Consider the following 17,941-nt stretch of genomic DNA (forward strand, 5'->3'; position numbering starts at 1 on the left):
GCTTCAGGCTCCGGCGCGGATGGGTGTGGGGGCGCTGCCGCGGCCGAGGCGCGCGCGGCCGACCAGTTTCTCGATGCCCAGCACCATCACCAGCATGATGACGATCAGCACGGTGGAATAGGCGATGGCGAGCGCCATTTCGCCTGCCTCCACCCGGCCCACGATATAGACGGTGGCGAGGTTGTGCCGCGCCGAGACCAGGAAGATCACGGCCGAGACGGCCGTCATTGCCGTGACGAAGGAATAGGCCAGCGCGGCAATGATGGCTGGCCGCAGCAGCGGCAACACCACGCGCCGCAAGGTCTGGAAGGCGCCGCCGCCCATGGTGGCGGAAGCCTCGTCCAGCGATTTGTCGATCTGCGCCAGCGCCGCGATGCCGCCACGCACGCCGACCGGCAGATTGCGGAAGACGAAGCAGATGACCAGGATCAGCGCCGTGCCGGTGAGTTCCACCGGCGGCACGTTGAAGGCCATGATGTAGGACACGCCGACAACGGTGCCAGGGATGGCGAAGGACAGCATCGTCATGAATTCCAGCCCGCGCCGTCCGGGGAAGTTCTGCCGCGCGATCAGCCAGGCCAGCAGGATGCCGAGCCCCGCCGTCAGTGGTGCCGAAATGGCGGCGACCTGGATGGTGGTGAACAGGCTGTCCCAGGCGCTGCCGATGAAGGCCGGCGCGCCGTCGAACCAATCCACCTCGAAGCCTGTGCCAAGGTGCCGCCAGGTGAAGGACAGGTCGCCGCGGCCGATGTCGTGCACGAAGCCGCCGATCAGGATGATGCCATAGACGGCGGCGGTGAAGATCATCCAGGGCCAGGCGACCGCGGCGCAGGTGAATTTCAGCCCCTTCGGCATCGGCGCCGGCAGGCCGCTATCGCCCTTGCCGGTCACCGTGGTGTAGCGCCGCTTGCCGAGCCACAGCGCCTGCAGCGCGAAGGCGCCGAAGGTCAGCGCCAGCAGCAGCAAGGCCAGCGCCGCCGCGCGACCGGGATCATGCCGCGCGCCGGCGATGGCGAAGAAGATGCGCGTGGACAGCACGTCGAAATCGCCGCCGAGCACCAGCGGATTGCCGAAATCCGCCAGGCTTTCAACAAAGGCCAGCAGGAAGGCGGCGGCGAGTGCCGGCTTCAGCAGCGGCCAGGTGACGGTGCGAAACACCCGCATGCGCCGCGCGCCCATCGTGGAGGCGGCTTCCTCCAGGCTCGGCGAAATGGCGCGCAGCGCGCCGTCCAGCAGCAGGAAGGCGATCGGCGCCTGCGCCAGAACCTGCGCCAGCAGCACGCCCGGCAGGCCATAGATCCAGCGGCTGCGCGGAATGTCGAACCAGTCCCACATGAAGCCGGTGACGATGCCGGTGCGGCCGAACAGTACGATCAGCGCCAGCGAGACGACGAAGGGCGGCGTGATCAGCGGCAGGATGGTCATGGCGCGGAAGGCGCCGGCGCTGATCGGCCCGCGCGTGCCGCCGCGCACAGCGAGCAGCGCGAAGGCCAGGCCGAGGAAGGTCGAGATCACCGCCGTCAGCGTCGCCAGCAGCAGCGTGTTCCACACCACGCCGCAACCCTGGTGGGTGGACAGGCAGGCGAGGCTCCAGGCCTCCGGCGCCACCAGCCGCGCCCCGAAGGCGGCGGGCGCCAGCCTGCCATCCTCATACAGCGCGGCGGAGAGCATGTTGACCAGCGGCAGGAAGACGAACAGCAGCAGCAGGAAGCCGCAGCCGCAGACCAGGAAGGCGACGAAGGCATCCGCGCCGAACCGCCCGCGCGCCGCCTGGCCCGCCGCGAACATCCCCGTGCCGCCCGCCAGCACCAGCAACGCGCCCCAGCCGAGCGAGGGCTGCGCCGGCGGCGCGCCGAGCAGCGGTGCCAGCCACCCCCAGTTCAGCCCGTTCAGCCCGATGGCATAGCCCGCGGCGAACACCACCAGCACCAGCCCGGCGCCGATCCAGGCCAGGCTGGCCTGGGCACGGCCGCGCAGCAGGGCAGGCGCGGCCAGCGCCAGCAGCAGGGCCACCGGCCACAGCCACCAGCGGCTGCCATCCAGCAGCAGCGCTACCAGTGGCGCCGCCGTGCCGCCCGGCCAGGCTGATAGCTCGGACAAGCCATCCTGCAAGCCATGCCAGGGGGCGAGGAACAGCCCGAGCGTCGCGCAAAGCAGCGCGGCGCGGGCCAGGGTCAGGGCGCCCATGTCAGCTCATATCCGGGATGGTCAGATGCGAATCGGGCCGGGAAAATTCCCGGCCCGTGCCCAGTGGATCAGCGGGCGCCGGCGCGCACCTCACGCTCCCAGCGCGTGATCACGCGGGTGCGCTCCGCGGCCGAACCCCAGCGCGCGAAATCATAGTCGATCAGGCGGATATTCTCGAAGCGCGGCGCCTGCGGCGGGATCGGCGCGTTGCGGTTGGAGGGAAGCTGGAAGGAATTGGCGGTGCCGGCGATCGCCTGCGCCTCCGCGCTCAGCGCCCAGTCATAGAAGCGCTGCGCGTTTTCCATGTTGCGCGCACCGCGGATGATGGACATGGAGCCGATCTCGTAGCCCGTGCCCTCGCACGGTGCGACGATTTCCACCGGCGCGCCGGCGATCTTCTGCGTCACCGCATCATGCAGGAAGGTGATGCCGACCAGCGTCTCGCCGGTCGCCGCCGCACGCGCCGGCGCGGCGCCGGAGCGAGTGTACTGGTTCACATTGCGATGCATCGCCTTCAGAAAGTCGAAGGCCGGCTCCTCCCCCATCACCTGCAGCAGCGTCGCCAGCATGGTGTAGGCGGTGCCGCTGGTGTTGGGGTCCGCCACCTGGATCTCGCCGCGGAATTCCGGCTTGGCGAGGTCCGCCCAGCAGGTCGGCGCGGCGATGCGGCGGCGCGTCAGCTCCGTGGTGTTGTAGGAATAGCCCAGCGCTCCGGCATAGATGCCGATGGTGCGGAAGCGCGACTGCTCCGCCTGGCGCGTCGCCCAATCATGCAGTTCGGACATGCGGGGGGACCGGTATTCGGCGGTCAGGTTTTCCTCCGCCGCCTGCATGTGCGGGTCGCCGGTGCCGCCCCACCATACGTCGCCGCGCGGGTTGGCGGCCTCGGCGCGGATCTGCGTCATGGTCTCGCCGGAGGATTTGCGCGTCATGGCGACGCGCACGCCGGTGGCGCGCTCGAAGGCCTGCACCATCGGCCGGCACCATTCTTCCTGCACCGAGCAATAGACGGTCAGATTGCCGGGATTTGTCCCTTGGGCGCTGGCGGCGGCGGGCAGCAGGGCGGTGAGGGTGACAGCGAAGCCGGTCGCGAGAAGGCGGCGGGGGGTCGACATGGACGGGGAAGCCTCCGATGGGATGGCCGGCGTTATGGCGCCGGTCCAATAATCTGTTTGTGACACTCCAGTTAAGGCTGTGCCAAGTGCTTCCTCAAGCCTTCATCAGCGCGTCCAGGGCCGAGGCCAGCGCCGGCGCGCCGATTCCGATCGGGTTGCCCTCCGCGATCCAGTCGCCGCTGTCGAAGCCGTTGGTCCAGCAGCCGGCCTCCCGCGCGATGGCGATGGCGGCGCAGGCATCCCAGGAATTGATGTGTTTTTCGATATAGGCGTCGAGCCGCCCGACCGCCGTCTCCACCAGCCCCAACGTGCCGGACCCGCCCACCCGAAGCCCGGCGCCGGCCGCCATGGCGGCCTGGGCCAGGCTGTGGAATTCGGCCAGCGGCTTCCGGTTGGACCAGCCCACCTCGATGATCGCGCGGCGCATGTCGGTGGTGGTGGCGGGGCGGATCGGGGTGCCGTTCAGCGTGGCGCCGCAGCCTTCCGCGCCCACGAACACCTCGGCCGGCGCGTAGCGGGCGATGGCGCCGAGCACCGCGCGGCCGCCTTGCGCCATGCCGATGGAGACGCACCAACGGTCGCTGCCGCGGGAGAAGTTGGAGGTGCCGTCGATCGGATCGAGGATCCAGACCGGCCCGTCGCCCGCCACCGCGCCGCCCTGTTCCTCGCCGATGATCGCGTCATCGGGGAAGTGCCGGGCGAGCTTGGCGCGGATGAAGCTTTCGGTCGCGCCATCGGCCTCCGTCAGGAAATCCTGCGCGCCCTTGAAGGTGGTCTCGGCCATGCCGTTGGCGCGCATCTGGAAGGCCAGCGCGGCCGCCTCCTGCGCGATGGAGGCGGCGACCTCCATGCGGTGCTTCAGCTCATCCCGGGTCACGCATAGGCTCCCATCACATTCTGGTCGAAGTCGATCAAGGCGCCGGTCATCATTTCCGCCGCGTCGGACAGCAGGTAGGTGGCGAGCCCCGCCACATCCGCCGGGCGGATCAACCGGCCGAAGGGTTGTGCCGGTTCCGCCTGTTCGCGCCAATCGGGCGGGTTGCCATCCTTCGCCTGGATGGCGTGCTCGCCCGGCGTGTCGGCCCAGCCGAGGTTGATGCCATTCACCCGGATGCGGTGGGCGCGCAGGCCGAAGGCGGTGTTCTTCGTGAATGTCGCCAGCGCGCCCTTGGAGGCGGCGTAGCCGGTCAGGAAGGGCTGGCCGCCATGGCTCGACATGGTGATGACATTCACCACAGCCCCAGGCCGCTTTTCCGCCACCAGGCGCCGCGCGAAGGCCTGGGTCAGCAGGAAGGGCGCGCGGGCGTTCACGGCGAACAGCCGGTCCCACAGCGCCACATCCGTATCCAGGATGGTGCCGCGATCCGTCACGCCCGCCGCATTCACCAGCCCGTCGATCAGCCCGAGCGCCGATTCGGCCTGGGCGAGGATGCCGGCGGTGGCCGCCGCATCGGCCAGGTCGGCGGCGATGAAATGCGCGGCGGCCCCCAGGCCGCGCAGCCTTTCCACCACCTGCGCGCCACGCGCGGCATTGCGGCCGGTGATGCAGATGGCGGCGGCGCCGGCTTCGGCCGCGGCCATCGCCACGACCTCACCGATTCCCTGGGTGCCGCCCGTCACCAGGATGCGGCGGCCGGGCAGGGTGATGTTCAAAGCCGCACCACGAGGCCTTCGGCCATGGAACGCAGCGCGGCATCGGCCAGCACCAGCGCCTGCCGCCCATCCGCCGCGCCGACCGGCATGGCGGTACCGTTGGTCACCGCCTCGATGAAGGCGAGCATCTCGGCCCGGTAGGCCTGGGCGTAGCGCTCCAGGAAGAAGTGCAGCGGCTTCTCGGTGGAGACCGCCTGGGCGTCCGCCTGTTCCACCGTGCTGCCCACCCGGTTGCCGGCGATCAACCGGCCGAGGCTGCCATGCACCTCCACCCGCTGGTCGTAGCCATAGGAGGCCCGGCGGCTGTTGTTGATGGTGGCCATGCGGCCGGATGCGGTCTTCAGCACCACCATGGCCGAGTCGATATCGCCCGCCGCGCCGATCTCGGGGTCCACCAGGTTGGAGCCCGTGGCGAAGACCTCGGCCGGTTCCTCGCCCAGCATCCAGCGCGCCATGTCGAAATCATGGATCGTCATGTCCCGGAACAGCCCGCCCGAGACCTTGATATAGGCGACCGGCGGCGGGCCGGGGTCGCGGCTGGTGATCACCACCTGCTCCACCGCGCCGATCGCGCCAGCCCGGATGCGGCGGTGCAGTTCCGAAAAATCCGGGTCGAAGCGGCGGTTGAAGCCGACCAGCATGGGCACGCCGGCCTTGGCCACGGCAGCGAGGCAGGCATCGACGCGGGCCAGCGACAGGTCGATCGGCTTCTCGCAGAAAATCGCCTTGCCGGCCTGGGCGGCGGCGATGATGAGGTCCGCATGGGTGTCGGTGGAACTCGCGATGATCACCGCGCCCACCTGCGGGTCCGCCAGCGCGGCCTCGGTGGTGGAGACCTGGGCGCCGTGGCGTTCGGCCAGGGCCTGGGCGGCGGGGGCGTGCACATCCACCACGTGGCGCAGCGTGCCGCGGCCGCTGGCGGCCAGGCTGTGGGCATGGATGGCGCCGATGCGTCCGGCGCCGAATTGTGCGAAATGCAGCATGGTGTTTCCTGGCGGCCCGCTTGTGGGGCTTGTCATCAAATCGTAACTCTCCCGCGGCTCGCCGCCAATGACGCCCAGGACCTGAATCCATGGCCACCATACGCCTGACCGCCGCCGAGGCCACCTGGCGCTTCCTGGCCGCGCAGATGACAGAGCTGGATGGGCGCAGCGTGCCGATCTTCGGCGGCGTCTGGGCCATCTTTGGCCATGGCAATGTCGCGGGACTCGGTCCGGCCTTGCAGGCGATGGGCAAGTCCCTGCCGGCCTATCGGGCGCATAATGAACAGGCCATGGCCCATGCCGCCATCGCCTACGCCAAGACCCATGCGCGGCGGCGGATGATGGCCTGCACCACCTCGGTCGGGCCGGGCGCGACCAACATGGTCACCGCCGCCGCCCTGGCGCATGTGAACCGCCTGCCGGTGCTGTTCCTGCCCGGCGACATCTTTGCCAGTCGCCAGCCGGACCCGGTGCTGCAGCAGGTCGAGGCGTTTGGCGATGGCACCGTCTCCGCCAATGACTGCTTCCGCCCGGTCTCCCGCTACTTCGACCGGATCATGCGCCCCGAACAATTGCTGGCGGCGCTGCCGGCGGCGCTGCGGGTGCTGCTGGACCCGGTGGAATGCGGCCCGGCCACGCTCGCCTTCCCGCAGGATGTGCAGACCGAGGCCTTCGACTGGCCCACGGAATTCTTCCGCAAGCGCCTGCACCGGCCCCGCGCGCCGGAGCCGGACCGGCACGAACTGGCCGAGGCGGTGGCGCTGCTGCGGGACGCGAAACGCCCGCTGATCCTGGCCGGCGGCGGCGTGAAATATGCGGGGGCGGAGGCCACGCTGGCCGATTTCGCGCATCGCCACGCCGTGCCGGTGGCGGAGACCCAGGCCGGCAAGGGCAGCCTGCCCTGGGATCATCCGCGCAATGCGGGCGCCATCGGCGTGACCGGCAGCGCGGCGGCGAATGCGCTGGCGGAGAAGGCGGATGTGGTGCTGGCCGTCGGCACCAGGTTGCAGGATTTCACCACCGGCTCCCGCGCCCTGTTCGGCGGCGCGCGCATCCTCGGCCTGAATGTCGCCGGTTTCGATGCCGGCAAGCATGGCGCGCAGCCGCTGGTGGCGGATGCGCTGCGCGGCCTGCTGGCGCTGAGCGCCGGCCTCGGCCGCTGGGATGCGCCGCGGCCCTGGCAGGAAAAGGCCGTGACGGCGACCGGCCGCTGGCATCGCAGCGTCGAGCGCATCACCGCCGCGCCAAAGCCGCGCGACGCCGGGCTGCCATCCGATGCGCAGGTGCTCGGCGCGGTGAACCGGGCGATGCCGGCGGATGGCATAGTGGTGTGCGCCGCGGGCGGGCTGCCGGGGGAGTTGCACAAGCTGTGGCGGGCGACCGATGCGGCCTCCTACCATGTGGAATACGGCTTCTCCTGCATGGGCTACGAGATCGCCGGCGGGCTCGGCGTGAAGCTCGCGGCGCCGACGCGGGAAGTGGTGGTTCTGGTCGGCGATGGCAGCTACCTGATGATGAACAGCGAGATCGCGACCAGCGTCGCCATGGGCGCCAAGCTGACCATCGTGGTGCTGGATAATCGTGGCTTCGGCTGCATCAGCCGCTTGCAGGGCGCGACCGGCGGCGCGCCCTTCCTGAACCTGCTGCCGGATACCGCGCCGCGGGTGGATTTCGCCGCGCATGCCGCCGCACTCGGCGCGCAGGCGGTGAAGGTGGATGGCATCACCGGGCTGGAGGCGGCCTTGCCCAAAGCGTTGTCCAGCAAACGCACGAGCGTGGTGGTGATCGACACCGACCCGGCCGCCAGCACGGCGGAGGGCGGCGCCTGGTGGGAGGTTCCGGTCAGCGCGGCACCTCGTGGTGCGGCGCAGGAAGCGGCCCGCCAGACCTATGAAACCGCCCTGCGCAAGCGGGGCAGCGGAGCGTGACGAAGATGCGAGTGCGGCTCGGGATCAATCCCCTGACCTGGACGAATGACGACATGCCGGAACTCGGCGCGGAAACCCCGCTCGAGACCTGCCTGGCGGAGGCGAAGCTGGCCGGTTTCGCGGGCGTGGAGCTTGGCAACAAGTTTCCGCGTGACGCCGCGGCATTGCAGCCGATCCTGGACGCGCACGGCCTGGCGCTGGTCTCCGGCTGGTACGGCTCGCGCCTGCTGGAGCGTGATGTGGATGCCGAGATGGCGGAAGCCGAGCCGCATATCGCGCTGCTCACCGCGCTCGGCTGCACTACCATGGTGCATTGCGAGGTCACCGGCAGCGTGCATGGCCAGAAGGCCACCGCGCTGACCTGCCGCCCGATCCTCAATCGCGCGCAATGGGACGTGCTGCTGCCGCGGCTGGATGAGATGGCGCGGCGGCTGAAGGCGCGCGGCCTCACCATGGCCTATCACCACCACATGGGCACGGTAATCGAGGCGGAGGATGAGGTGGACCGGCTGATGGAAGGCACACGCGATGTCGGCCTGCTGCTGGACACCGGCCACCTGACCTTCGCGGGTGGCGACCCGGTGCGCGCCGCCAAGCGCCACGCCGCGCGGGTGGTGCATGTGCATTGCAAGGATATCCGCCGGCCGGTGATGGCGGATGTGAAGGCGCGCGGCCTGTCCTTCCTCGACGCCGTGCTGGAAGGCGTCTTCACCGTCCCCGGCGATGGCTGTGTGGACTACCCGGCCGTGCTCGCGCAGCTACCCGATTACGAGGGCTGGCTGGTGGTGGAGGCGGAGCAGGACCCGGCCAAGGCGCATCCGCTGACCTATGCGCGGATGGGCCATGACTATCTGGCCCGGATCACCTGATGCCGGCCCGCATGAAGGACTGCACGAACTGACGCCGGAGCCGCGGGAAACCGGGCCGTAGCGGCTCCCGAACTGTGGGTGGTGACCAGCGGCCAGCGGGTTTATCGCGCAGCGCCGCGCGGCAGGGCCGCCACCTCATCCAGCAGCCAGTCGCGCAGCGCCTCCCCACCCGCACGCGGCGCGCCTGGGGGTTGCAGCAGCCAGTAGTGATCGCCCGTCGCGGCCGAGATAGGGGAAAGGCGGCGCAGCCGGCGGCGGCGTACTTCCTCCTCGACGAAATCGGGCGTGCAGATGACGGCGCCCAGGCCCTCCAGCGCCGCCTGGATGGCAAGCGAGGTGCTCTCGAACAGCAGGGGTGGCGTGGCGGGCAGGGCGCGGCCGGCGGCGTCGCACCAGCTTCCCCAGTCGCGCGGCCGCACCCGGCTGCCGAGCCAGGTCAGCCGGTCCAGCCCCTGCCGCGCGGCGGCGGGCGCGGCGAAGGGCGCGACATGCACCGCCTGCAACCGCACCGCGCCGCGCATCGGCGGCGTGCCGGCGGGCGCGGTGCGGATGGCGGCATCCAGCCCCTCCCGCGCGAAATCCACGGCGGGGCTGGTGGAGGTCACCACCTCCACCTCCAGCCCGGGGTGGTGGGCACGGAAGCGGGGCAGGCGGGGGATCAGCCAGCGCATCGCCCAGGTGGTGTAGGCGCGGATCCGCAGCGGCGCCGCGGCGGTGCCGCGCAGTTCCAGCGTCGCGGTGGCGATGCCGGCGAAGGCCTGCTGCAAGGCGGCGGCGTAGCGCAGCCCATCCTCCGTCAGCCGCAGCGCATTGGCGCCGCGATGCACCAGCGTCACGCCCAGCGCGGCTTCCAGTTCGCGGATGCGGCGGCTGATGGCGGGCTGGGTCAGGTTCAGCCTTGCGCCGGCCGCGGTCAGGCTGCCGGTTTCCGCCACCAGGGCGAAGGTTCGCAGGGCGGCGAGGGGGGGCAGCGGGTCCGGCATATGGCTCAGCATAAGCTCCGCTTGGGGTAGGGCAAGCATTGCGCGCTGGCTTCCGCCGCCTCATCGCGCGAGACATGGGCCAGCGCAGGCCCGTCTGAAGGCCCGCCATCAACCGGAGGACACCCCATGATCCGTCGCCGAGATGCCCTGCTGGGCCTGGCTGCCCTGGCCGCCCCCGTCACCCTGACCCGCGGCGCGGCGGCGCAGACCTTCCCGAGCCGCGCGGTCCGCATGGTCATCCCCTTCACCGCCGGCGGCAGCAATGACGTGGTCGGCCGCATGCTGGCGGACGCCATGTCACAGCGCCTGGGGCAACCCGTGGTGGTGGAGAATCGCGGCGGCGCCGGCGGCGTGATCGGCAATGATGCCGTGGCGAAGGCGGAGCCGGATGGCCACACCATCCTGCTGGCGGGGTCCGGCAGCTTCGTCATCTCCTCCCTGGTCCAGACGCGGCTGCCCTATGATCCGGTGCGCGATTTCGCCGCCGTCGCCTATCTCGGCGCCTCGCCCAACGTCATCACGGTGCATCCCAGCTTGCGCGCCACCAACCTGCGCGAATTGCAGGCGCTCGCGAAGGCGCGCGGCGAGCCGCTGCGTTTCGGCACGCCGGGCGTCGGCACCAATGGCCATGCGCTGGGTGCGATGATCGGCGTGGTGCTGGGCATCGAGATGGAGCCGATCCACTATCGCGGCACCGGCCCGGCGCTGAACGATTTGATCGCCGGCAGGCTCGATCTGCTGACCAACGCTTCCGCGCCCCTGCAGCCGCATATCGAGGCGGACAAGATCCGCGCCATCGCCATTGCCGGCCAGTCGCGCAGCGTTGCGCTGCCCAACCTTTCCACCAGCGTGGAACAGGGCTTTCCTGAACTGGACAGCTCCACCTGGTATGGCTTCCTGGCCCCGGCCGCGACGCCGGCGGACCGCATCGCGGTGCTGCACGCCGCCGCCGTCGCCGCCATCAACGAGCCGGATATCAAGCGCCGCCTGATCGCCTCCGGCGTCGATGAGATCGCGCCGAGCCCGGAGCCCGCGCACTTCACCCGCCTGCTCGCCTCCGACCGTGAGCGCTGGTCGCGCGTGGTCGAGCGCGCCAACCTTCGCGTCCAGTAAGGATTTTCGTCCATATGTCCGACGCCATCCTCCTCACGATCGACAGCGGCATCGCGACGCTCACCCTGAACCGGCCGCAGGTGCGCAACGCCATCGACGATGACATGCGCGGCGAGATGATCGCAGCGCTGGAGGCGGTGGCGGCGGACCCGGCGATCAAGGCGCTGGTCTTGACCGGCGCCGGCACAGCTTTCTGTGCCGGTGGCGATGTGCGCGGCATGAAGAACCGGCTGCAAGCCCCGCCGGAGGATGTCGCCATCAATGGCTGGCGGCGCCAGGCGCGCACGCATCGGGCGGTGACGCTGCTGCACCACATGCCGAAGCCGGTGATCGCCGCGGTGAACGGCCCGGCGGCGGGGCTCGGCGCCGATGTCGCGCTGGCCTGCGATTTTCTTCTCTGCGGCGAATCGGCCAGCTTCACGATGAGCTTTCTCGCCCGCGGGCTGATCCCGGATGGCGGCGGCATGTATTTCCTGCCGCGCCGCGTCGGGCTGGCCCGCGCCAAGGAACTGGTCTTCACCGCGCGGCGCGTCGATGCGGCGGAGGCGCTGTCCATTGGCCTGGCCGACCGTGTGGTGCCCGATGCCGAACTCGCCGCGGCGGCGCAGGAATGGGCGCTCCAGATGGGCACGCATTCCATCGCGGCGCTGGCGCTGGCCAAGGCGACACTGGATCGCAGCCTGGAGACCAGCTTCGAACAGGTGCTGGCCATCGGCAGCCAGTCCCAGGCCATCTGCTACACCACGGCGGAACACCGCGCCTCGGTTGCCGCCTTCCTCGAGAAGTCGAAGAAATGAGCGCCTTCCAGGCGCTGCTGCGCCCGCGCAGCGTGGCGGTGGTGGGCGCTTCCGCCGATGCCACCAAGACCGGCGGGCGGCCCGTCGGCTATCTGCTGAGGCACGGCTTTGCCGGCGATGTCTGGCCGGTCAATCCGCGCGCCACCGAAATCGCCGGCCTGCCCTGCTACAAGGATGTGGCGAGCCTCCCGGGCGCGCCGGATGTCGGCATCGTGCTGGTCGGTCCCGAACGCGCGGAAGCCGCCGTGCGGGATCTGGCGGCCAGGGGCTGCCAGGCCGCCATCGTACTGGCCGGCGGCTATGGCGAGACCGGCGAGGCCGGGGCGGAAAAGCAATCCGCGCTGAAGCGTGCGGCCGGGTCCATGCGGCTGCTGGGGCCGAACACCATCGGCGTGGTGAACCTGACCGACCGCATCGTGCTGAGTGCCTCCGGCGCGCTGGAATTCGAGAATCTGCCACCGGGCGGGCTTTCCGTGGTCTCGCAATCCGGCGGCATTCTGGGCGCGCTGCTGTCGCGTGGCGCAGCCGCGGGCATCGGCTTCGCCAAGCTTATCGCCACCGGCAATGAGGGCGATATCGAGGTGGCGGAGGTGCTGGACGCGCTGGTGGACGACCCCGCCACAACCGCCATCGCGCTGTATCTGGAAGGCCTGCGCAACCCGGAACGCTTCCGCGCCGCCGCGCGCCGTGCGGCCGCGGCCGGCAAGCCGGTGGTCGCCTTCAAGGTCGGCCGGTCGGAGGCCGGGGCGCTCGCCGCCATCTCCCATACCGGCGCCATGGCCGGGGCGGACCGGATGTATGACGCCTTCTTCGCCAGTCTCGGCGTGATCCGGGCCGAGCGGTTCTCGGACCTGCTGGAGGTGCCCGCCGCCCTGGCGCAGGGCAGGCGCGCGGCGGGGTTCCGGGTGGCGGTGCTGACCTCGACAGGTGGCGCCGGCGCGCTGGTCGCGGATGCGGTTGGTCTCTCCGGTGGCAGCCTGCCCGCGCCGGATGCCGCTGTGCGGGGGAAACTGGCTGCGCTGCTCGGCGAGGCGCCGGTCGGCAATCCGGTGGATGTGACGCTGGCCGGGGTGCGTCCCGACCTGTTCCGCGGCGCCATCCGCACGCTGCTGGACAGCGATGGCTATGATTCCCTGGTCGTCGTCGTCGGCAGCTCCGCCCTGGCGCAGCCGGAGCTGGTGGCCGATGCGATGCTGGAAGCGCGCGGTGACTCGCAGAAGCCGGTGATCGCCTATGTCAGCCCGCATGCGCCCCACATCGCCGCCGGGCTGAATGCGCGTGGCGTGCCGGCCAGCACGACGCCGGAGGGGATTGCCGCGATCCTCGCCGCGCTCGCCCGCCCTGCCTTTCAGCCCGCAACGTCCAGCTCCGAAACCGTCCCGCCCGGCCTGCCCACCGGCAAGCTGAACGAGGCGGAGAGCAAGGCGCTGTTCGCCCATTTCGGCATCCCCGCGACGCGTGAGGCCAGCGCCGTGACGCCTGCGGCGGCGCAGCAGGCCGCGCAAGGCCTCGGCCCGCGCCTGGTGGTGAAGCTGCTGGCGCGCGACCTGGCGCATAAATCCGATATCGGCGGCGTGGTCCTGAACGTCACGCCCGATCGGGTGGCGGAGGTCGGCACCGCGCTGCTGGCCAAGCTACCCGGGGCCGAGGGGCTGCTGGTGCAGGAACAGATCTCCGGCGGCATCGAGATGATCCTCGGCATGGTCCGCGACCCGCATCTGGGCAGCGCCGTGCTGCTCGGCGCCGGTGGCACGGCGGCGGAGGTGTTCGGCGACACGCAGCTCCGCATGCTGCCGCTGTCCCGCGAGGATGCGGAGGGGATGGTGCGCGGCCTGAAGGTGGCGCGGGTCCTTGCAGGCTTTAGGGGTGCGCCGCCGGGCGATGTGCCGGCCCTGGTCGATGCGGTGCTCGCCTTCTCCCGCATGGGGGAGGCGCTGGGCGAGCGGCTGCTGGAAGCCGAGATCAACCCGCTTTTCGTCCTGCCGGAAGGGCAGGGGGTGCGGGCGGCGGATGGGCTGGCGGTGCTGGGGTAGGGCGGCCCTTCTGCTATGAAGGGGCATGTCCGCCCGCCCGATTCGCATCCTCGGCCTAGACCCCGGCCTCCAGCACACTGGCTGGGGGCTGGTGGAGCATGACGGGTACCGCCTCCGCTTCTGTGCGGAGGGCGTGGTTTCGACCCATGCCGGGGATGATCTGCACCACCGCTTGCTGACGCTGCATCGGGGGCTGGAGGCAGTGATCGCCGAGCAATCGCCGGATGAAGCGGCGGTGGAGCATACCTATGTCGCCCGCAACCCGGAATCGGCGCTGAAACTCGGCCAGGCGCGCGGCGTGGTGCTGCTGGCGCCCGCGCTCGCCGGGCTGGTGGTGCGGGAGTATGGCGCGATGGAGGTGAAGCGCGCCGTGGTCGGCAATGGCCATGCGGCGAAGGAACAGGTGCAGGCGATGGTCCGGCATCTGCTGCCGGGCGTCACCTTCAAGCGCGCGGATGCCGCGGATGCGCTGGCCATCGCCATCTGCCACGCGCATCACCGCTCAACGCGCAACGCCTTCTCGGCCGCCGTCGCCAAGGCGGCGTCGTGATCGGCTCCCTCCGCGGCCTGGTGGACCAGGTGCAGGACGGCGCCTGCGTCTTCGATGTCAACGGCGTCGGCTACCTGGTGCATTGTTCCCGCAAGACGCTGGACAGGCTGACGGCACGGGACGGCGTGCAGAAACTGCTGGTGGAAACCCGTGTCAGCCAGGATGCCATCACCCTGTTCGGCTTCCTCGACGCAACGGAACGCGATGCCTTCCTGGCGCTGATCGAGGTGAAGACGGTCGGCCCGCAGAAGGCGCTGCTGGTGCTGTCCGGCCTGGCGCCGGGCGATCTGGCGCGCGCCATCGCCACCAAGGAACGCAAGCGGCTGGCGGATGTGAAAGGCCTCGGCGCCGCCACCGCCACCCGCATCGTCGATGAGCCGGCGATGCAGAAATGGGCGGTCGGCCGCGCCATGCCGGAGGCCGATGGCGTCGGCGCGGGCGAGCCACTGCCCAGCGCCGAGCCTGCCGGGCCGCAGGCGGATGCGGTCTCGGCCCTGGTCAATCTCGGCTGGAAGCGCCCGGAGGCCGCCGCCGCCGTCGCCCGTGGCGCCCGGCGCCTGGGCGATGACGCCGCGCTGGCCGCGCTGATCACCGAGGCGCTGAAGGAGATGGCGCCGAGATGAGCCAAGCATGAGCGACAGCGAACGCCTGACGGCCGGTGCGCGGCAGGAGGAAGACGGCGCGGAGGGCAGCCTGCGCCCGCAGAGCCTGTCCGATTTCATCGGCCAGAAGCCGCTGCGGGAGAATCTGCACGTCTTCATCGGTGCCGCGCGCCAACGTGCCGAGGCGATGGACCATGTGCTGCTGTTCGGCCCGCCCGGCCTCGGCAAGACCACGCTGGCGCAGATCGTCTCCCGCGAGCTCGGCGTCGGGTTCCGGGCGACGTCCGGCCCGATCCTGCAACGGGCGGGGGATCTGGCGGCGATCCTGACCAACCTCCAGCCACGCGACGTGCTGTTCGTGGACGAGATCCACCGCCTGCAGCCGGCCATCGAGGAAACGCTGTATCCGGCGATGGAGGATTACTGCCTCGACCTGATCATCGGCGAGGGCCCCGCCGCGCGCACCGTGCGGATCGACCTGCCACCCTTCACCCTGGTGGGCGCCACCACCCGCGCCGGCCTGCTGACCCAGCCTTTGCGCGACCGCTTCGGCATTCCCTTGCGGCTGCAATTCTATGAGGTGGAAGAACTGCTGCTGATCGTCCGCCGGGGGGCGGAGAAGCTCGGCTTCGCGCTGACCGAGGATGGCGCGCTGGAAATCGCCAAACGCTCCCGCGGCACGCCGCGCGTGGCCGGGCGGCTGCTGCGCCGTATTCGCGACTTTGCCCTAGTCTCCGGCCGCGCCGCGGACCGGCCCATGGTGGATGGCGCCTTGTTGCGGCTGGAGGTCGATGCGCTCGGCCTCGATGCTCAGGACCGCCGCTACCTGAAGCGCATCGCGGAACACCATAATGGTGGCCCGGTGGGGGTGGAGACGCTGGCCGCCGCGCTGGCCGAAAGCCGGGATACGCTGGAGGAGGTGGTGGAACCCTTTTTGATCCAGGAGGGCCTGGTGCTGCGGACCCCACGCGGGCGCATGCTGGGGGAGCCGGGCTGGCGCCATCTGGGCCTGATGCCGCCGCGCGCCATCGCGGCGCAGCTCGACCTGCTGGCCCAGGCGCCACCCTTCGAGGAATGAGGCAGGGGGCCGGCCCGTGGACAAAATGACGACAGAGCACTGCCACACGCTGCGCGTCTATTTTGACGATACGGATGCGGGCGGTGTCGCCTACCACGCCAACTACCTGAAATGGGCCGAAAGGGCGCGGACTGAATCGTTGCGGGCCATGGACTTGCCGCATTCGCTTATGATGGCGCGTTACAATGCGATGCTCGTGGTGCGGCGCATTGAAGTGGAGTATGTGGCCCCGGCTCGACTCGATGATGCGCTGCTTGTGGCGACTCGCGTGGCGGGGGTCGGCGCGGCAACCCTGGATTTGGAACAGCGTGTTCTGCGGGGGGATGCGGTGCTGGCGAGGTTAAGGGTTGGGCTGGTCTGCGTGCGCGCCGACGGGCTGCGGCCCACCCGGCTGCCCGCGCCCTGGCGCGTGGCGCTTGAGGGGCTGGTTTGAGGTTTCGCCGCCCGCTTCGGGTGGCCGCTGAATGAGGAGATTGCGCTTTGGGCAATGTGACCGCGCAGGCCCTGGCACCGATGGCGCACGACATGTCGCTGTGGTCGCTGTTCCTGATGGCGGATTGGGTGGTGAAGGCCGTGATGGTCTCGCTCCTGCTCGCCTCCGTCTGGGTCTGGGCGATCGTCTTCGAGAAGCTGACCTCGCTGCGCCGGGTGAACCGGGCGGCGGATGGCTTCGAGGACCGCTTCTGGTCGGGCGGCAGCCTGGAGGAGCTGTTCAGCAAGGAAGGCGAGCAGCCCACCAACCCCATCGCCGCCGTCTTCGGCGCCGCCATGCGCGAATGGCGCCGGTCCTCCGGCCGCACCATGACCAGCGACCTGGCGGTGACCGGCATGAAGGAACGCGTCGAACGCGCCATGTCGGTGGCCATCACGCGGGAGATGGACCGGCTGGAGCGCTGGATGGTGTTCCTGGCCACCGTTGCCTCGGCAGCGCCCTTCATCGGGCTGTTCGGCACGGTCTGGGGCATCATGAACAGCTTTTCCGCCATCGCCGGCATGCAGAGCACCAATCTCGCGGTCGTGGCGCCGGGCATTGCCGAGGCGCTGTTCGCCACCGCGATCGGCCTGGTTGCCGCGATTCCGGCCACCATCGCCTACAACAAGCTGTCCTCGGACCTCGGGCGCTTCGCCGGGCGGCTGGATGCCTTCGCCGCCGAATTCGGCGCCATCCTGTCCCGCCAATCCGAAGCCGCGGCGGCCGGACCGGCGACCCCTGTCCCGGCACGCCAGCCGGCGGAGGGCTGAGGTATGGCCGGTGGCAGCTTCGGCGGCAGGAAGGTCGGGCGGGGCGGTCGGGCGAGCTTCCGGCCGGTCAGCGAGATCAACGTCACGCCGCTGGTGGACGTGATGCTGGTGCTGCTCATCATCTTCATGGTGGCGGCGCCGCTGATGACGGTGGGCGTGCCGGTGGACCTGCCGCGCACCCAGGCGAGCAACCTGAACCAGGAACAGGACCCGCTGACCATCTCCGTCACCGCCGAGGGTGCGATCTTCCTGCAGGAGACGGAAGTGCCGCTGGAGGCGCTGGTGGCGCAGCTTCGCGCCATCCTGGCCAGCAACCAGCAGCAGCCGGGCCAGCCGGAACGCCGCATCTTCGTGCGCGGCGACCGCGCCATCAGCTATGGGCGGGTGATGGAGGTGATGGGCACCGTCAGCTCCGCCGGCTTCACCCGCGTCGCGCTGCTGGCGGAAAGCCCGCAAGCCGCGCCGGCGAGGCGCTGAGGGGGCCGGCTTGTCAGGCGCCGTCCTACAATTCGGGGATGATGACCGGGCGCTGAAGCGCTGGGCGGCAATCTCGCTCGGCCTGCATGTGCTGCTGGGCGTGGCCGGGCTGCTCTATGGCTATGCGCGGCCGCTGCCGCCGCCGGTCGAGATGGCGATGTCGGTGGAATTCACCTCCCCCGAGCCGCCGGCCCAGGCGCGCGGCGACCAGCCCGGCCCCGCCGCGCCGGCCGATGCCGTGCCGGCGCCGCCCGATCCTTCCCCGGTGCCGCCGGTGCCGGAGCCGCCGACCAACGCGCCGCCCCAGCCAACGCCGCCGCCACCGCCGCCG

General features: G+C 70.6%; 17 protein-coding genes and 1 pseudogene. 12 read left to right on the top strand and 6 right to left on the bottom strand.

Features of this window, described 5'->3' with window-relative positions; all coding sequences use genetic code 11:
- Positions 1-3 precede the first annotated feature (3 nt).
- The 5 genes from Q8S40_RS16130 to iolG form a co-directional block, all read right to left on the bottom strand.
- Entirely contained in the window at positions 4-2,187 is a 2,184-nt protein-coding gene (locus tag Q8S40_RS16130) for an iron ABC transporter permease (protein WP_304813872.1), read from the bottom strand.
- Positions 2,188-2,255: 68 nt separating this feature from the next.
- Positions 2,256-3,302, bottom strand: coding sequence for an ABC transporter substrate-binding protein (locus Q8S40_RS16135; RefSeq protein ID WP_305671189.1), 1,047 nt, complete (start codon positions 3,300-3,302; stop codon positions 2,256-2,258).
- Positions 3,303-3,396: 94 nt separating this feature from the next.
- Positions 3,397-4,179 carry an inositol monophosphatase gene (locus tag Q8S40_RS16140; protein ID WP_305671190.1) on the bottom strand — a complete coding sequence of 261 codons (783 nt, stop codon included), beginning with the start codon at positions 4,177-4,179 and terminating at the stop codon, positions 3,397-3,399.
- On the bottom strand, positions 4,176-4,955 hold the full coding sequence (locus Q8S40_RS16145; protein ID WP_305671191.1) for an SDR family oxidoreductase: 780 nt from the start codon (positions 4,953-4,955) through the stop codon (positions 4,176-4,178). The genes Q8S40_RS16140 and Q8S40_RS16145 overlap by 4 nt, the downstream gene beginning before the upstream one ends.
- Positions 4,952-5,938 carry an inositol 2-dehydrogenase gene (gene iolG, locus Q8S40_RS16150; RefSeq protein WP_305671192.1) on the bottom strand — a complete coding sequence of 329 codons (987 nt, stop codon included), beginning with the start codon at positions 5,936-5,938 and terminating at the stop codon, positions 4,952-4,954. The genes Q8S40_RS16145 and iolG overlap by 4 nt, the downstream gene beginning before the upstream one ends.
- Positions 5,939-6,027: 89 nt before the next feature.
- Between iolG and iolD the strand changes: the two genes are divergently transcribed.
- Both iolD and iolE read left to right on the top strand, forming a co-directional pair.
- On the top strand, positions 6,028-7,866 hold the full coding sequence (gene iolD / locus Q8S40_RS16155; RefSeq protein WP_305671193.1) for a 3D-(3,5/4)-trihydroxycyclohexane-1,2-dione acylhydrolase (decyclizing): 1,839 nt from the start codon (positions 6,028-6,030) through the stop codon (positions 7,864-7,866).
- A gap of 5 nt (positions 7,867-7,871) precedes the next feature.
- Complete coding sequence (iolE, locus tag Q8S40_RS16160; RefSeq protein WP_305671201.1) at positions 7,872-8,735, top strand: myo-inosose-2 dehydratase; 864 nt, start codon at positions 7,872-7,874, stop codon at positions 8,733-8,735.
- A gap of 101 nt (positions 8,736-8,836) precedes the next feature.
- On the opposite strand, the gene Q8S40_RS16165 is transcribed toward iolE, so the two are convergent.
- Positions 8,837-9,718, bottom strand: coding sequence for a LysR family transcriptional regulator (locus Q8S40_RS16165; RefSeq protein ID WP_305671194.1), 882 nt, complete (start codon positions 9,716-9,718; stop codon positions 8,837-8,839).
- Positions 9,719-9,844: 126 nt separating this feature from the next.
- On the opposite strand from Q8S40_RS16165, the gene Q8S40_RS16170 reads away from it, so the two are divergent.
- The 10 genes and pseudogenes from Q8S40_RS16170 to Q8S40_RS16215 form a co-directional block, all read left to right on the top strand.
- Positions 9,845-10,831 carry a tripartite tricarboxylate transporter substrate binding protein gene (locus tag Q8S40_RS16170; protein ID WP_305671195.1) on the top strand — a complete coding sequence of 329 codons (987 nt, stop codon included), beginning with the start codon at positions 9,845-9,847 and terminating at the stop codon, positions 10,829-10,831.
- A gap of 14 nt (positions 10,832-10,845) precedes the next feature.
- Entirely contained in the window at positions 10,846-11,628 is a 783-nt protein-coding gene (locus Q8S40_RS16175; protein WP_305671196.1) for an enoyl-CoA hydratase/isomerase family protein, read from the top strand.
- Positions 11,625-13,661 (top strand): acetate--CoA ligase family protein, encoded by a 2,037-nt coding sequence (locus Q8S40_RS16180; protein ID WP_305671197.1) that lies wholly within the window; start codon positions 11,625-11,627, stop codon positions 13,659-13,661. Before Q8S40_RS16175 ends, Q8S40_RS16180 begins: the two co-directional genes overlap by 4 nt.
- Positions 13,662-13,686: 25 nt before the next feature.
- On the top strand, positions 13,687-14,211 hold the full coding sequence (ruvC, locus tag Q8S40_RS16185; protein WP_305671198.1) for a crossover junction endodeoxyribonuclease RuvC: 525 nt from the start codon (positions 13,687-13,689) through the stop codon (positions 14,209-14,211).
- Positions 14,208-14,834, top strand: coding sequence for a Holliday junction branch migration protein RuvA (gene ruvA / locus Q8S40_RS16190; RefSeq protein WP_304809289.1), 627 nt, complete (start codon positions 14,208-14,210; stop codon positions 14,832-14,834). Before ruvC ends, ruvA begins: the two co-directional genes overlap by 4 nt.
- Before the next feature lie 7 nt (positions 14,835-14,841).
- The gene (gene ruvB, locus Q8S40_RS16195) at positions 14,842-15,891 is read left to right on the top strand and encodes a Holliday junction branch migration DNA helicase RuvB (RefSeq protein ID WP_304809287.1); all 1,050 of its coding nucleotides are present in this window, start codon (positions 14,842-14,844) and stop codon (positions 15,889-15,891) included.
- A gap of 25 nt (positions 15,892-15,916) precedes the next feature.
- Positions 15,917-16,324 carry a YbgC/FadM family acyl-CoA thioesterase gene (locus Q8S40_RS16200; protein WP_304809309.1) on the top strand — a complete coding sequence of 136 codons (408 nt, stop codon included), beginning with the start codon at positions 15,917-15,919 and terminating at the stop codon, positions 16,322-16,324.
- 80 nt (positions 16,325-16,404) lie between these two features.
- Positions 16,405-17,133: a protein TolQ gene (tolQ, locus tag Q8S40_RS16205; RefSeq protein ID WP_304809307.1), complete on the top strand. Its 729-nt coding sequence runs from the start codon at positions 16,405-16,407 to the stop codon at positions 17,131-17,133.
- Positions 17,134-17,136: 3 nt separating this feature from the next.
- A complete protein-coding gene (gene tolR, locus Q8S40_RS16210; protein WP_304809285.1) occupies positions 17,137-17,610 on the top strand; it encodes a protein TolR in 474 nt (157 codons plus the stop codon).
- Positions 17,611-17,620: 10 nt separating this feature from the next.
- A pseudogene (locus Q8S40_RS16215) lies at positions 17,621-17,941 on the top strand (hypothetical protein); the annotation flags it as partial.

The sequence above is a fragment of the Falsiroseomonas sp. genome, from assembly GCF_030695085.1.
Taxonomy (GTDB): Bacteria; Pseudomonadota; Alphaproteobacteria; order Acetobacterales; family Acetobacteraceae; genus Falsiroseomonas.

Excerpts from the sequence above, each read along its gene's own strand:
- tolR (WP_304809285.1), top strand. The coding sequence starts at position 17,137 with ATGGCCGGTGGCAGCTTCGGCGGCAGGAAGGTCGGGCGGGGCGGTCGG.
- ruvB (WP_304809287.1), top strand. The coding sequence starts at position 14,842 with ATGAGCGACAGCGAACGCCTGACGGCCGGTGCGCGGCAGGAGGAAGAC.
- tolQ (WP_304809307.1), top strand. The coding sequence starts at position 16,405 with ATGGCGCACGACATGTCGCTGTGGTCGCTGTTCCTGATGGCGGATTGG.
- iolG (WP_305671192.1), bottom strand. The coding sequence starts at position 5,938 with ATGCTGCATTTCGCACAATTCGGCGCCGGACGCATCGGCGCCATCCAT.
- Q8S40_RS16200 (WP_304809309.1), top strand. The coding sequence starts at position 15,917 with ATGACGACAGAGCACTGCCACACGCTGCGCGTCTATTTTGACGATACG.
- ruvC (WP_305671198.1), top strand. The coding sequence starts at position 13,687 with ATGTCCGCCCGCCCGATTCGCATCCTCGGCCTAGACCCCGGCCTCCAG.
- Q8S40_RS16165 (WP_305671194.1), bottom strand. The coding sequence starts at position 9,718 with ATGCCGGACCCGCTGCCCCCCCTCGCCGCCCTGCGAACCTTCGCCCTG.
- Q8S40_RS16170 (WP_305671195.1), top strand. The coding sequence starts at position 9,845 with ATGATCCGTCGCCGAGATGCCCTGCTGGGCCTGGCTGCCCTGGCCGCC.
- Q8S40_RS16175 (WP_305671196.1), top strand. The coding sequence starts at position 10,846 with ATGTCCGACGCCATCCTCCTCACGATCGACAGCGGCATCGCGACGCTC.
- Q8S40_RS16135 (WP_305671189.1), bottom strand. The coding sequence starts at position 3,302 with ATGTCGACCCCCCGCCGCCTTCTCGCGACCGGCTTCGCTGTCACCCTC.
- iolE (WP_305671201.1), top strand. The coding sequence starts at position 7,872 with ATGCGAGTGCGGCTCGGGATCAATCCCCTGACCTGGACGAATGACGAC.
- iolD (WP_305671193.1), top strand. The coding sequence starts at position 6,028 with ATGGCCACCATACGCCTGACCGCCGCCGAGGCCACCTGGCGCTTCCTG.
- Q8S40_RS16180 (WP_305671197.1), top strand. The coding sequence starts at position 11,625 with ATGAGCGCCTTCCAGGCGCTGCTGCGCCCGCGCAGCGTGGCGGTGGTG.
- Q8S40_RS16130 (WP_304813872.1), bottom strand. The coding sequence starts at position 2,187 with ATGGGCGCCCTGACCCTGGCCCGCGCCGCGCTGCTTTGCGCGACGCTC.